The organism is Spirosoma spitsbergense DSM 19989 (assembly GCF_000374085.1).
Taxonomy (GTDB): Bacteria; Bacteroidota; Bacteroidia; order Cytophagales; family Spirosomataceae; genus Spirosoma; species Spirosoma spitsbergense.
Genome location: NZ_KB893580.1, coordinates 1 through 14,790, shown reverse-complemented (window position 1 = coordinate 14,790; position 14,790 = coordinate 1). Strand labels below are relative to the sequence as shown.

Genomic DNA, 14,790 nt, shown 5'->3' with positions numbered 1-14,790 from the left:
TTAATTGCTCATTCGGTAAAGCGTGCCATCCTCTACAACGTATAAAACCCCGTTCATGGCTGTAATAAGGGTCACATCTTTTAGCAGGCCACGCTTTCCTACCTGTTCGTTATTACCCGCCATGTCGGTTTTGTACAGGGTACCATTTTTTTCAATGCTCCATAAAATACCCTGCTCGCCAACCATCGCTACCGTATTCTCCCACTCGCCTTTTTTGCCCACCTGTTTCCAGCGCATCGCCTGAACGCTGGTTTGGTAGAGGGTACCGTTTTCAACCGTCCATAGATACCCGCCGGTAGCCTCCAGCATAGCCGCATCGGTAAACTCGCCATCACCGCCAATTTGCTTCCAGGTGCCATTCTTCGCTGTCTCGTAGAGGGTACCCGATGTTTCGATGCTATATAGTTTACCGTTGAGCCCCACCATCGCTTCCGTATTTTTCCAGTCTTCGGCTTTACCGACCTGTTTCCAGACCGCCGTTTCGGGGTCTGTACGGTACAGGGAGCCGTCTTCTACGGTCCAGATAGATCCGTCCATCGCCACTAAAATTTCAGCGTGGTCGAACTCGCCTTTTTTGCCCATTTGCGCATACGTTCCCTCTTCATCGGTTTCAAAGAGGGTGCCGTCTTTTTCGATACTATACAGGTGACCATTTAGGGCTACTACTGCCACTGTATTTGCCCAATCGCCTTTTTTGCCAATTTGCTCCCATGTCTGCGCGTTTGCAGGCTGGAACGTAAAGCCCATCACAGCGATAAGGATACTAAGGGTAATCATTTTCATTGGTTACGGTCGTATACTGTTGGAAATAGAAACTCCTCTTCGTGAATGAGTTTTTCGTTATACGATTTCAAAGATAATAGTTAATTATACTTATATCAAAATTGAATTTTTGTTGCGTTAATCCAGTAAATAGGGCGCTTTAACCGAAAGTATTTATTACTGTTTTCGGAGTAACTGCACGCAGGACAGGGGTGTATCCTTATAGGGCGTACCATCAGGTGTGCCTGCTAGATTAGTGATAAGTACTTAGCGGGTTTTTTAGCTCAATGGTAAAACCGCTGGTACACGCGTTCCTCAATCAACCGGCAAAACGCATCGAATACTGCCTGCTCATGAATGACCGGTTGCGATAGCAGCTTCATTGGAATGGCTGGGTTTCCGGGCTGGTAGGGGGGCTGAGCATAAGGGAAATCATTGATTTGAAAGCCCTGTCGTTCGTAAAAATGAATCCGTCGTTTACTTAGGTCATCCACCGGGAGTTCGGCTTCCAGCAGGTAATACGCAGCGGGAATGGTTAATACCCGGGTAAGTGCCTGCTGACCCAGTTGCTGACCGCGCCGGTCAGGGTCGATAGCGAAGTGCTCGATGAACAGCACACCGGCATCGGGCCACTGCCAGTAACTAATGAACCCAACGGGCTGCCCGGCCTCAACCAGGGCGCAGAGGTGCATGTCCGGATAGGGGAGGAGTTGGATGAGTGAATCAAACTGTCGCCGTTCCCCGGGTGGGAAGGAGGCTTCGTACCAGCCACGAATGGACGTCAAGTAGGGATGTTGTCGTGTGATGCGTATAAGGTCCATGCCCTAGTCGAGCCCTGCCACCGCTTTTTTGAGCGCGTCGAACTGGCGTTTCTTTTGTAGTACCGCCGGAGCCGCTACCCGCTCCCGGCAATCGAAAATAGCGCATCGTTCGCAGGTCTGGTTCACCACCCGAAACGGAATATCGTTTAGCTCCTTCACACCAGCCGGGTCGTTAAGGAACTTCATTTTGCTTTTCAGGGTATCGTTGACCGCAAAGCACATCGACACGCTCATGTTTTGCCCGGACTCCGGCTGGAACGGATGCGCTACCGAGATAATCAGGTACTGCTGGCCGGAATCGGCATATTCAGAGAGTTGCGCCCGGCAAAGGCTACCGTCGAATGATTTGTGTTGCTGTATAAACTGCAATTCCTGCAGGATGGTCCACGCAATCCACCGGCGGCAGAAATGCTCATCGACAATACCGCGCGGCCCCTGCTTCCGGGACAGATGCATCTCTTTGGTCAGTTGGAAGGTAATCTCGCCGGGGGTGTGATTAAAGCGGTAAAAAAACAACTGGTCGATGCCAAACTGGCTGGGTAGTACCGTGCTGAGCCGGTAGAAAAACTGTTCGGGCGTTGCCTTGAAATGGTCGATAAGTTGTAGGAAGTCGTCGTTATGCCAGGTGTCGCGGGCAAACAGTTCGCGTAGCTTCTCCACCAGTTTCTCCCGCCGAATCAGAATGGCACCGGCAAAATACGAAGCCTTGTAGTTATTCAGTATCTGTTCAAACGACTCGGCTTCTACCCAGGAGTAGGTAGTGGGTCGGTTTTTTAACTGCATAAACTGAAAGCCTACTTCCCGGGCCAGAATAAATATCCGCTGCTCGGCCGACAAATCGGCGTTCAGGTAAAGGGTGTGCTTTTCGGGCCGGAAAATGGACCGCAGGGCCACCAGTTCCGGCTGGGTACGGGCATCGAACTGTTCGAGCCGGGTGGCGTACCGGGTCTTCAGCAGGTTGATGAGCAGGGCTTCTCCCACCACCTGATCCGCGGGGGCGAACTCATCCAGAAACCGGTCGGCATCGGCTTCGATATCCGGAAAGTAATTGTCGTGCAGTTCCTGATACGACCGTAGCATAGTCAGGTACAGCCGCTCGACGCTCATGTTATAGCTGAGCGCAATGTCCATGAACGTGCGGACCATGGCACTCACTTTGGCGGGCGCTTCGGCCAGCAGTTCGAGCAGGTCGGAGGGATCGATGCCGAAGAGTTCGAGCGGAATTTCCGTCAGGAATTTAGAGCGCAGCAGGTCGGAAATGGGCTCTAATTTCTTGCTGAGTTTCAGCGAAACCAGCGAGTCATAGTCCACCTGCATCGCATTGGCCAGCGCCGAAATCTTGTCGGTTTTCGGGTATTTTCGCCCCTTCTCGATTTCTGTTACGTAGGATATGGACAAACCCGATTGATGGGCCAGTTCGCTGACCGAAAGCCCTTTGTCGAGCCGTAACTGACGAAGTTTGAGGCCAAATAACAGACGGATATGATCGGCAGGGAGGTTCAAGGGTTGCGCGTAGGGTTAAGTATGTAGTGGCTCGGACTGACCACCCAGCAGGGGATCGACATTCCAGGCCAGCGCCGTATCGTAGTGCAGGTAACCACCAGCTGTATACAACGGGCTGGAAACGTTATTGGTATATAACTGTCCTGTTCCCAACCCCTGCGGAAGTACGTTTCGGAACTGCCCGGTATACTGGGCAATGGCATTCAGGCCGATGTTTGATTCCAGGGCGGAGGTGATCCACCAGCCGATATTTAGCCGGCCAGCCAGTTCGATCCACTCATCGCAATGGCGTAATCCGCCCAGCAGGGTAGGCTTCAGGATAATAAACTGGGGCTGGATCTTTTTCAATAACCGGTATTTATGCACGTATTCCATTTGCCCGATCAGTTCCTCATCGAGCGCAATGGGCAGGGGCGAATGGCGGCAAAGGTCGGCCATTACGTCCGGTTGTCCCGCCCGGATGGGTTGCTCAATCGAGTGTATATTGTACGAAGCCAGCCTGGTTAGTTTTGCCATGGCTTCGTCGGGCGTGAAAGCCCCGTTGGCATCCACCCGAAGGGTAATCTGGTCGGCTGAGTAGCGGGCCCGGATCATGGCCAGCAGTTCGCACTCCTCCTCAAAATGCAGCGCACTGATCTTTAGTTTCAGGGTAGTGTAGCCAGCCTGAAGTTTTTCTTCAATCTGCTCCTGCATGAACGCCTGACTACCCATCCAGATCAGGCCGTTGATGGGTAAAGCCCGTTCACCGGTCGTAAAATCGGATGGTTTGATCAGCCGATGACCGCCCGCCAGAAAATCAAGCATGGCCGTTTCGAAACCGAAAAGAATACTCGGAAACTGCGGACTGATAACCTGATTGAGAATAATGGGCAGGTTCCAGCTAAACAGCTGAAGGTCGAGTTCATTAAAGTCCTGACAGTACTGCGCCAGGCAGTCGGCAAAATCGGGCCGGTCATCATAACTCAGCCCGGCCAGCGGACCACATTCGCCGTAACCGATAACTGACAGATTCTCATCATCGTACAGGCGAATGATATACGACGTTTTTTGCGTGAGGGTGCCGCGCGACGTACCTGCTTCGAAGCGAAAGTGCAACGTGTATGGAATGAAGTCGACTTTTAAACTCATTGGTCAGGTGGGCAGGGCAAAAAAAATATCAGTCCTAAAAGTACTACTTTTGATGGCTCAGGCTGGCAATAATACGAAAATAATAATGAAGCGTTCGGTCGGTGAATGGCTACTCAGTCCACTCAGTGGGGTATATGGACTACTGACCGATGTTCGTAATTGGCTCTATGATAATGACTTATTAGCGACTCAGCAGCCAAATGTACAGTCGGTTAGTGTCGGTAACTTAACGGTTGGGGGGACCGGAAAGACACCCATGGTTGAATTTTTGATTAAACGGTCTCTGACAGCCGGCGAATTTCGGGCGGGAGCACTGGCTACGCTGAGCCGGGGGTATGGCCGAAAGACAACCGGATTTCGGGTCGCGACAGCTTCCGACACGGCCGACACGATTGGCGATGAGCCCCTGCAACTCTATCGTAAGTTTACCTCCTCCGTTCGGGTGTGTGTAGGTGAACGAAGGGTCGAAGCGGTTAAATCATTACTTGAACGGCATCCGGAAACGAAACGGGTCCTGCTCGACGACGCCTTCCAGCACCGCCCCCTGGCGCCCCACGTTTCCATTCTGCTGATGGATTACAACCGCCCCTTTTATGAAGACCTGCCCTTCCCCGGGGGGCGGCTTCGGGAACGGCGGAAAGGGGCCCGCCGGGCCGATGTGCTGGTGGTGACCAAATGCCCCCTGACGCTGTCTCTGACCGAACAGACGCAAATCGCGAACCGGATTCGTCCGTATACCCGTCCCGAAACGCCCCTGTTTTTTGCCGGTCTGGCCTATGATGCCCCCGTATCCTTTGCCACGGGGCAATCGGTAACGAACCTGCGGGCGGTGGTGCTGGTATCGGGCCTGGCCAATGCCACTCCCCTGGAGCAGTATGTCCGGCAGCACTACCACCTGGTCCGGCATGACCGTTTTGCCGACCACCATCCCTACACCCGCCCTACGCTGGAGAAACTGGTAAACGACTTGCCGGCGGATACAGCCCTGCTGACGACCGAAAAAGACTGGGTAAAACTCGATGCGCTGCTTATGCCCGCCGAGCGGGCAACCTGGCCCCTGTATTACCTGCCGGTGGCCATGCAGTTTTTAGCCGGTCAGGAACAGGCTTTCCTGGCCGTAATGGACGGGGAGTGGCTTAAAAATCGTTAAATACTGGACAACGGTTACCGGTAGTATTCTGCTGTCCGGCGTTTTGACGTACTTTTGACGGAATGAACCGACGATTACGCTTACTGTTTTTATTGCTCGGGCTGGTTAGCGCGGGCCGGGCGCAGCAATTTCCGGGATCAACCCAGCCGGGTGGCTTTCCCGGTGGGTTTGGCGGTCGGCAGACGATGCCCACCTCCACCACGGGCCGACCCGGAACCGGCAATGGAATCATCGACGACTCGACCAAAGTCATTTACGGACCCAAATCAACCCGCTACGTACTGGAAGACGATATTTTCAATAACCGGAAGAAGTTGTATACCATGGATACGACCATGGACAACGTGCACCGGTACACCTACGTACAGCGGAGCCAGAATCTGTACCAGGATTTAGGGGCACTCGGCACCCCCATCCGGCCGGTATTCGTGCAGGAACCCACGCAGCTGGGTGCTCAGTCGGGGTATTATGTCTTCGACCCGTATGCCTACCAGACGATGGGCGTGAAGTATTTCAATACGAAATCGCCGTTTACAGATATGTATGTGGCACTGGGGGGGAATAACCAGAATATTCTGCGGTTCGACATGGCCCAGAACATCAACCCCCGCTGGAACATTGGCTTTAATGTCCAGCGGTTCACGTCCCAGAAACAGTTTGGCACCAGTGGTACCAATGACTCCTATAAACTGCTGGCACAAAACTGGGCCTTCCTGCTGCATACTAACTACACCTCAAAGAACGAGAAATACACCCTCCTGGCGCATTTCAACAACATGAACCATAGCCTCGATGAACAGGGTGGGGTACTGCCGGGAGAAACGGGTTCCGGTGTGCCCATTATCTATAATTACACCGGCGATTCGCGGCTGCGGAGTGGTTCGTCGTCCCAGCAGGGGCCGCACGGCTGGGAGATTCGGAATGACTATCACGTGTATCATCAGTACGTGCTCGACAAAGGGTTTCAGCTTTACCACCGCTTCGATTATAAATCTCACCGAAATTTCTATCAGGACGATACTCTGCGGCTCAATCAGTCGATTATCCCGATAACGAGTACTGTACCCCTTCCGTTTTACCCGACCATTACGGGCGATACCTCGCGCATTTTCCAGCTGGCGCGTTTCCGGCTGCTCGAAAACCAGGTTGGTATCAAGGGCGTTGCCCAGTTCAAAGGGTCGTCGTTCAATTACCGCACCTACCTGCGCATCCGGAACTACCGGCAGTATACCCGCTACAACGAAACGCGCAACAGCTTCAACGAATACGCCACACCTCGGCTCGAAACCTTTCTGGGTGGCTGGATGGGCTATTATTTCCCCGACAGCCTGTCGCAGGTAACGGCCGAACTCGAATACCAGGTCGGCGGGGGCTACCGCCTGCAGGGGCAACTCGACAGTAAGCTGCTGACAGCGGGGTACAGTTCTATGTTTGTCAATCCGACCCTGTTGCAGGAACGTTTCCAGAGTCCTCTGTTTTTCTGGCGGAACAACTTCAGTCTGCGGGGCTATAACCATGCGTTCGGGAAGCTCAACCTGCGGTACAAAAACATCCGGCTTGAGCCGATGCTGGATTATTACCTGCTGAGCAATTACATTTTTTTCGACGAAAAAGCGGCTCCCCGGCAGATAGATGGCTCATTTAGTGTACTTCGAACGGGTTTGGGGTATCACTTCCAGGTTGGTAAGTTTCTACTGGCGGGGCAGGGGTATTACACCGTTCAATCCCGGACGGATGTCTTGCGTACGCCACCGTTTTTCATAAACACCCGCCTTCAGTATGAGTTTCTGTACGCCAAGGTGCTGTACATTCAGGCCGGTATCGACCTGCATTATAAATCGTCGTATTACGCCGATGCCTACATGCCCGTTACCCAGCAGTTTTACCTGCAAAACCGGCAGGCTGTGGAAGGTGCCGTGCTGGCCGATGTATACGCCAATCTGCGCGTAAACCGGACCCGCCTGTTTGTGAAACTGACCCACGCCAACCAGGGCGTTTTTCAACCCGGTTATTTCGTCGCCCCCGATTTTCTGCAGATGCGCCGGGGGTTTGCCTTCGGGGTCGACTGGTATCTGTTCGATTAAGATACCGGTCGTTTTTTGGGTAAAATAGGTCGATTGAGTACTTATAGTACTGTCGTTACCCCCAACTGTTATGATAAAGGGCCTGTTACCGGTATGCCTGCTCGTATTTTCTGGTTTTATTGATTCATCGGCCCCGCCGGTCACCCTGTTCGATGGCCGAACGTTCCGGGGCTGGGCTGGCGATACAGTCAATACGTGGCGCATTCAGGATGGGGCACTGGTAGGCGGCTCGCTGGAAAAACAAGTCCCGTACAACGACTTTCTTTGTACCACCCGCAGCTATGCCAATTTTGAGCTGACCCTCCAGTGGAAGCTGGTTGGTACCGGCTTTGTAAATGGCGGTGTGCAGTTACGCAGCCAGCGACTAACGGACCCAGCCTACGAAATGACCGGTTATCAGGCCGATCTGGGTAACGGCTACTGGGGTAGTCTGTACGATGAGTCTCGCCGGAATAAAACCCTGGTAGCGCCCGATTCCAGCCTGATCAAACGCATCCTGCGGCTGAATGAGTGGAATGACTACCGGATTCAGTGCGAAGGCCCCCGCATCCGGCTATGGCTCAATGGTCAGCAAACCGTCGATTATGTAGAGACAGACCCCGAAATTCCCCGTTCGGGCCTGATTGGTTTACAAATTCACGGCGGTGGGAAGGCCGAAGCATCCTATAAAAATATTGTTTTACGGGAATTGCCTTGACTAATAAGGAGGCATTTGCGTATATTGCAATTCTTAAAATTTATTAAAAACTTACCTACTGCATGAGTTCATTTCATAGTCCAAAAGCACCGGTTGAGTACGATGTCGCCATTGTAGGCTCAGGCGCGGGGGGTGGTATGGCCGCTTATACGCTGGCTAAAGCGGGAGCGAAAGTTGTGCTGCTCGAAGCGGGCGGTTACTTCGACCCTGCCGACCCGAAATACATCACCCAACTGAAATGGCCCTGGGAGTCGCCCCGGCGCGGAGCCAGTACGACGCGGGCCTTCGGCGATTTCGACGCAGCCTGGGGCGGCTGGGACATTGAAGGCGAACCGTACACGAATGCGAAAGGATCCGATTTTCACTGGTTCCGCTCCCGGATGCTGGGCGGCCGCACCAACCACTGGGGCCGCATCTCGCTCCGTTTTGCCCCCGACGATTTTCGGCGTAAAAGCATGACCGGTGTAGGCGAAGACTGGCCAATCGGGTACGACGACATCAAACCGTTCTACGACCGGGTTGACCGGCTCATCGGCGTGTTTGGCTCGGTAGAAAATATGGCCTCTGAACCCGATGGTATTTTCCTGCCCCCGCCCAAGCCCCGCCTGCACGAGCTGATGATTCGGAAGGGTGCCCGTACACTGGGTATTCCGGTTATCCCCTCCCGGTTGAGTATCCTGACCAAATCCATCAACAATGAGCGCGGTGCCTGCTTTTACTGTAGTCAGTGTGGTCGTGGCTGTCAGGCTTACGCCGACTTCTCCTCCTCCTCGGTGCTGGTGAAACCCGCCATGAAAACGGGTAACGTGACGCTTATAAACGGGGCCATGGTGCGCGAAGTGCTGACCGATCCGCAAACCGGACTGGCTACGGGTGTCAGCTACGTGGATACCCGGACGTTGCAGGAGGTGACCGTTAAAGCAAAATCGGTGGTGCTGGCGGCCAGCGCGGGCGAAACGGCCCGGTTGCTGCTTAACTCCAAATCGAGCCGTTTCTCCAATGGCCTGGCCAACACGAGTGGCGTGGTGGGTAAGTATATCAATGACTCCACGGGGGCCAGCCGGTCGGCGTTTATTCCGGCGCTGATGGACCGCAAACGCTATAATGAAGATGGCGTAGGGGGAATGCACGTATTCACGCCCTGGTGGCTGGATAACAAAAAGCTGGATTTCCCCCGTGGGTACCACATCGAATACTGGGGCGGCATGGGCATGCCCGCCTATGGCTTCGGCTGGGGCATCGAAGCCATGAACGGCATGATTGCCGGTCGCGATGGCATGATGAAACCCGGTGGCGGCTACGGGGCCAGCCTGAAAGATGACTACCGCCGGTTCTACGGGGCGTACGTCGGCATGGCAGGCCGGGGTGAACCCGTACCCCTCGAAAGTAACTACTGCGAAATTGATCCGAACGTGGTGGATAAATACGGTATTCCGGTGCTGCGGTTCAACTACAAGTGGTCGGACTACGAGGTAAAGCAGGCCAAACACATGCAGGAAACCTTCGAGGAAATCATCCATTCGATGGGTGGGATTGCTTTGGGCGATAAACCCAATGCATCAAACAACTACGGTCTGGCCGCTCCGGGACTGATTATCCACGAGGTAGGCACTGCCCGGATGGGCAACGACCCCAAAAACTCGGTGCTGAATAAATATCAGCAGGCTCACGATGTAAAGAACCTGTTTATTGTTGATGCGGCTCCCTTTCCATCGCAGGGCGATAAAAACGTTACCTGGACCATTCTGGCCAGTTCCATGCGCACAAGTGAGTATTTAATTGATCAGGTGAAGAAGAAAAATATCTAAGCAATATGAAACGCAGAGACACCCTAAAAGCCCTGTCACTCACTGGTTTTGGCCTGGCCGTTACGCCGGTTGAAGCCGCAGTGCCGGAACCACAGCCCAAACCCCTGAAAATTCCGGGTGGTCGCCAGAAATTTGAAGCCGAGCGGGATGCCCGGCTCATGGCCGAGAAATTCTTTACTCCCCATGAACTGCAAACGGTTACGGTACTGTCTGACATTATTATTCCGGCCGATGCCAAGTCGGGCAGTGCATCACAGTCGGGGGTTCCGGCCTTCATCGAATTTATGATGAAAGATCAGCCCAGCAACCAAACCCCCATGCGGGGTGGTATCCGCTGGCTGGATAATACGGCTACCAAACTGTTTGGCAAGCCATTTGTGCAATGCACCAAAGCACAGCAGATTGAACTGGTGGACCAGATTGCCTATCCATCAAAAGTTAAATCCAATATGTCGCAGGGGGCTTCATTTTTCAGCCTGATGCGGAACATGACTGCTACGGGCTTTTTTACCAGTCAGATGGGTATCAAAGACCTGGGTTACGTGGGCAATGTGCCCAATCAGTGGGACGGCGTACCCGCCGATGTACTAAAGCAGTACGACCTGGCCTACGAAGAGCGGGAACTGAACCAGGATAAGTAAGCAGTATACGGTTTGCGGTATTTGGTTTACGGTTGGCTGACGCATGAGTTATATTGGTGCGTCAGCCGACCGTAAACCGAATACCAGATACTGTAAACTGTATCTACGTCTGCACTACTTTCGTCCTGATTCCCACCCGGTCGCCACTTTCCTGTCGGCCCAGCAGATACACATCCATTTCCGTTTCGCCCACCCGGAACACCTGCCGAACGGTTAACGTCTGATCAACCACCTCTTTCAACGCCTGAAAGGTGGCAGTACGTTTCTTTTCTTCTTCCTCATACCACTCCTGCTGCGTCGTTACGGGTTCCCAAAAGTCAGCTTCCGAAATTTCTTCCACGTACACCGCGGGGGGGAGCATCTGCCAGTCCTTAATCTGGCTTACGGTGAGTGGCTCAGCCTGTTTCAGGTAGCAGGTAGTCAACTCGAGGGGTTCGTCGGATTCGCTCGGGTACAGCAAATCAGGGAGTAAGGAACTGGCTTTCTCCGTAAATTGAGTTAGTTCGGGTGTTGGGTTGCTACTTTTTTGGTCCTCGTTCGTCATACGGGCAGGAAACTATATTCAGGACAAATTAACGGATTCGGATAGACTAATCGACTGGAATCTGGTTAATTTTAATGCTGGGTATTCGTACGCCTATTCCCATTTACCATTTTTCCCAAAAAAACAAAACTATGTTAGAAACCTTAATGAACCTGGTTAAGCAGCAGTCAGGTCAGGCAGTAGTAAATAATCCGGCTATTCCGAACGAACAGAACGATAATGTGATGCAAACCATTACCAGTACCATTATGGGTAGTCTGGGGCAGCAGGCACAGGGCGGTGGCCTGGGCGATTTACTGGGCATGGTAACGGGCGGTGGCCAGAATGTACAGCACAGTCCCGTAACGCAGGGTGTTCAAAAAGATGTGGAGCAGAACCTGATGCAGAAATTAGGTATTTCGCCCCAGGTAGCCATGTCGATAGCCGCTGCGGTGGTGCCGATGGTATTGAGTAAACTGATGCACAAGGCATCTGATCCCAACGATTCCGAAATTGACCAGAACTCCATCATGGGAGCCGCAACCGGCAAACAGGGCATCGACTGGATGGGCGCTGCTTCGTCGGCTATGGCCGACGGTAAGCTGGATATGAACGACCTGATGCGCGTAATGGGTAATCAGGGTGGTCAGAGCAGTGGTGGCGGTCTGGGCGGTATGCTCGGCGGCCTGTTCGGTAAGTAAACCGCTGGATAAAATGGTCAGCCAATAAGTCCCGCCGTGAGATCCCGTAATGGGGTGTTACGGCGGGATTTATTGGCTGATACCCGGTATGAACCTGCCTTACCGTTGACTAAATCTCTGTCGGCTCCCCGTCCTTACGGGCCTATCTTTGGTAACACGTTAATGAATAATCATGCAAACACCCGAAGATACGATTCGTGAGCAACAGCGGGCGGTCTGGAATCAATTCGCGCCCGGCTGGAAGAAATGGGATGACTTTACGATGCAGTTTCTGCGTCCGGCGGGAGCCGCTATTGTCAACGCGCTTGATCTGCAGCCTGCCGACTCCGTCCTGGACATTGCTACCGGAACGGGTGAGCCGGGTCTGACCATGGCGGCCTTCGTTCCGAACGGAACCGTTATCGGCACCGACCTGTCGGAAGGAATGCTGGCCATCGCCCAGGAAAAAGCCCAGCGCCTGGGCCTGTTTAATTTCAGGACGCAGCAAGCCAGCGTCAATGAATTACCGTTTGAGGCCGAACAGTTCGATGCCGTGAGCTGCCGGATGGGATTTATGTTCTTCCCGTCCATGGAGGGAGCCGCCCGCGAAATGGTTCGTGTCCTGAAACCGGGTGGACGGCTGGCCACGGCCGTCTGGGCGGGACCGGAGCAGAATCCCTGGATAAGTCTGTTAATGGGCATCATCAACCGGAGACTGGAACTTCCTGCTCCACCTCCGGGTGCTCCGGGTATGTTCCGGTGCGCCAAACCGGGCCTGATTGCGGGGTTACTGGAATCAGCGGGATTGTCGGATGTAAAGGAAACCGTACTGTCGGGTGAGGTAACGTTTGATAGCCCCGATTTTTTCTGGACCAATATGAATGAGATAGCCGCTCCGGTGGTTCATGCCCTGCGCCAGGCCAGCCCGGAAGTCATTCAGCAGGTGAAAGAAGATACGTACGAACAACTCCGGGCGCGGTTTGGAACCGGAACGCTGGCCCTGCCTTACAGTAGCCTGATAATTCAGGGACGCAAATAATACTAATTCCGGCAGCGACCCCGCTATTGTCTTCGGTAACGGAGTGGATAGCGGGGTCTGCCATGTTTTGAGTTACTGGTTTAGGAACAGCGACAGGATGACCCTTTCTGACCGAATATTCTGCCAATCTGACAGCAATTAACCTAATTTTTCAGGCTGGCATTTCTATTGATAGACAGGTTGTATCTGTCAGTTTAAACAGAACAGTTAAAGAAACTAAATCCAGTTATGGGCAAGATTATTGGTATTGACTTAGGCACCACGAACTCGTGCGTGGCCGTGATGGAAGGCAACGAGCCGGTTGTAATCCCCAACTCCGAAGGCGCACGCACAACCCCTTCGGTAGTGGCTTTTATGGACAACGGCAACGGCGAACGCAAAGTAGGCGCTCCCGCCAAACGCCAGGCCATCACTAACCCGAAACATACAATTTCCTCCATCAAGCGTTTCATGGGTAAACGTTTTGGTGAGGTAACGAACGAAATTAAGAACGTCGCTTACGACGTGGAAAACGGACCGAACGGAACGCCCCGCGTTAGAATTGGTGACCGTCAATATACCCCGCAGGAGCTGTCGGCCCTGATTCTTCAGAAGATGAAGCAGACCGCCGAAGATTACCTGGGTCAGACGGTAACCGAAGCCGTTATTACGGTACCGGCTTACTTCAACGATGCCGAGCGTCAGGCAACCAAAGAAGCCGGGCAAATCGCTGGTCTCGATGTGAAACGGATTATCAATGAGCCAACGGCTGCCGCATTGGCCTACGGTCTGGATAAAACGAACAAGGATCAGAAAATTGCCGTATTCGACCTCGGTGGCGGTACGTTCGATATTTCGATTCTGGAACTGGGCGATGGCGTGTTTGAAGTGAAAGCAACCGATGGTGATACGCACCTGGGTGGCGACGACTTCGACCAGGTAATCATCGACTGGCTGGCCGACGAATTCAAGAAAGACGAAGCCATTGACCTGCGTCAGGACCCGATGGCCCTGCAACGTCTGAAAGAAGCCGCCGAAAAAGCCAAAGTGGAACTGTCGAGTTCCAACTCGACGGAAATAAACCTGCCGTACATCATGCCGGTGAATGGTATTCCCAAACACCTGGTGCGGACATTAAGCCGGGCGAAATTTGAGCAACTGGCCGATTCGCTGATTCAGCGGAGCCTGGAGCCTTGCCGCAAGGCGTTGAAAAACTCCGGTCTGTCGGCCAGCCAGATCGACGAAGTCATTCTGGTGGGTGGTTCGACCCGGATCCCGAAAGTACAGGAAGAAGTAGAGAAGCTGTTTGGTCGCAAGCCGTCCAAAGCCGTTAACCCCGACGAAGCCGTAGCCATTGGGGCTGCCATTCAGGGTGGTGTGTTGACGGGTGAGGTAAAAGACGTCCTGTTGCTCGACGTTATCCCGCTGTCGCTGGGTATCGAAACGATGGGTGGCGTATTCACCAAGATGGTGGATGCCAACACGACGATCCCGAGCAAGAAAGTAGAAACCTACTCGACCGCATCGGACAACCAGCCCAGTGTGGAGATCAATGTATTGCAGGGCGAGCGGCCTATGGCGGCTCAAAACCGTCAGTTAGGCCGGTTTATCCTGTCCGATATTCCACCGGCACCGCGTGGGGTTCCCCAAATCGAAGTAACGTTCGACGTAGATGCCAATGGTATTCTGCACGTAACGGCCAAAGATAAAGGCACGGGTAAAGAGCAGAAAATCCGGATTGAAGCATCGAGCGGATTGACCGATGCCGAGATCAGTCGGATGCGCGAAGAAGCGAAAGCCAACGAAGCCGCTGATAAAGCCGAGCGCGAAGCCATCGAGAAAGTCAACGCAGCCGACTCGATGATTTTCCAGACGGAAAAGCAACTGAAGGAGTATGGCGATAAACTGTCGGAAGGCAACAAGACCGCTATCGAAGGCGCATTGGCGAACCTCCGCACGGCGCACGCGTCCCGTG

13 protein-coding genes are annotated in these 14,790 nt (G+C 53.4%); 8 read left to right on the top strand and 5 right to left on the bottom strand.

The features are described from left to right. From B157_RS0126035 to B157_RS0126020, 4 genes are all read right to left on the bottom strand, one after another. The gene (locus B157_RS0126035) at window positions 1-777 is read right to left on the bottom strand and encodes a hypothetical protein (protein ID WP_245565269.1); all 777 of its coding nucleotides are present in this window, start codon (window positions 775-777) and stop codon (window positions 1-3) included. 269 nt (window positions 778-1,046) lie between these two features. Beyond that, window positions 1,047-1,547 carry a GNAT family N-acetyltransferase gene (locus B157_RS0126030; RefSeq protein WP_245565267.1) on the bottom strand — a complete coding sequence of 167 codons (501 nt, stop codon included), beginning with the start codon at window positions 1,545-1,547 and terminating at the stop codon, window positions 1,047-1,049. Between the two features lie 39 nt (window positions 1,548-1,586). Next, complete coding sequence (locus B157_RS0126025; RefSeq protein WP_020606248.1) at window positions 1,587-3,086, bottom strand: helix-turn-helix domain-containing protein; 1,500 nt, start codon at window positions 3,084-3,086, stop codon at window positions 1,587-1,589. Window positions 3,087-3,101: 15 nt separating this feature from the next. Then, window positions 3,102-4,214, bottom strand: a complete 1,113-nt coding sequence (locus B157_RS0126020) for an o-succinylbenzoate synthase (RefSeq protein ID WP_020606247.1) — start codon at window positions 4,212-4,214, stop codon at window positions 3,102-3,104. Window positions 4,215-4,266: 52 nt separating this feature from the next. Here B157_RS0126020 and lpxK point away from each other — a divergent pair, with 52 nt between their 5' ends. The 5 genes from lpxK to B157_RS0125995 all read left to right on the top strand — a co-directional run bounded on the left by lpxK (window position 4,267) and on the right by B157_RS0125995 (window position 10,594). Continuing rightward, window positions 4,267-5,364 carry a tetraacyldisaccharide 4'-kinase gene (gene lpxK, locus B157_RS0126015; protein WP_020606246.1) on the top strand — a complete coding sequence of 366 codons (1,098 nt, stop codon included), beginning with the start codon at window positions 4,267-4,269 and terminating at the stop codon, window positions 5,362-5,364. Window positions 5,365-5,426: 62 nt separating this feature from the next. Then, a complete protein-coding gene (locus B157_RS0126010; protein ID WP_020606245.1) occupies window positions 5,427-7,448 on the top strand; it encodes a putative porin in 2,022 nt (673 codons plus the stop codon). A gap of 70 nt (window positions 7,449-7,518) precedes the next feature. Then, window positions 7,519-8,145: a 3-keto-disaccharide hydrolase gene (locus B157_RS0126005; RefSeq protein WP_020606244.1), complete on the top strand. Its 627-nt coding sequence runs from the start codon at window positions 7,519-7,521 to the stop codon at window positions 8,143-8,145. A gap of 62 nt (window positions 8,146-8,207) precedes the next feature. Beyond that, window positions 8,208-9,953: a GMC family oxidoreductase gene (locus tag B157_RS0126000; protein ID WP_020606243.1), complete on the top strand. Its 1,746-nt coding sequence runs from the start codon at window positions 8,208-8,210 to the stop codon at window positions 9,951-9,953. A 5-nt stretch (window positions 9,954-9,958) separates the two neighbouring features. Then, window positions 9,959-10,594, top strand: a complete 636-nt coding sequence (locus B157_RS0125995) for a gluconate 2-dehydrogenase subunit 3 family protein (protein WP_020606242.1) — start codon at window positions 9,959-9,961, stop codon at window positions 10,592-10,594. A gap of 103 nt (window positions 10,595-10,697) precedes the next feature. Here B157_RS0125995 and B157_RS0125990 read toward each other — a convergent pair whose 3' ends face one another. Continuing rightward, complete coding sequence (locus B157_RS0125990; RefSeq protein ID WP_020606241.1) at window positions 10,698-11,138, bottom strand: nuclease A inhibitor family protein; 441 nt, start codon at window positions 11,136-11,138, stop codon at window positions 10,698-10,700. A 131-nt stretch (window positions 11,139-11,269) separates the two neighbouring features. Here B157_RS0125990 and B157_RS0125985 point away from each other — a divergent pair, with 131 nt between their 5' ends. From B157_RS0125985 to dnaK, 3 genes are all read left to right on the top strand, one after another. Beyond that, the gene (locus B157_RS0125985; RefSeq protein ID WP_026308974.1) at window positions 11,270-11,818 is read left to right on the top strand and encodes a DUF937 domain-containing protein; all 549 of its coding nucleotides are present in this window, start codon (window positions 11,270-11,272) and stop codon (window positions 11,816-11,818) included. Window positions 11,819-11,990: 172 nt separating this feature from the next. Next, on the top strand, window positions 11,991-12,836 hold the full coding sequence (locus tag B157_RS0125980) for a class I SAM-dependent methyltransferase (protein ID WP_020606239.1): 846 nt from the start codon (window positions 11,991-11,993) through the stop codon (window positions 12,834-12,836). 228 nt (window positions 12,837-13,064) lie between these two features. Continuing rightward, on the top strand, window positions 13,065-14,790 hold a 1,726-nt coding region (gene dnaK, locus B157_RS0125975; RefSeq protein WP_020606238.1), incomplete at its 3' end, for a molecular chaperone DnaK.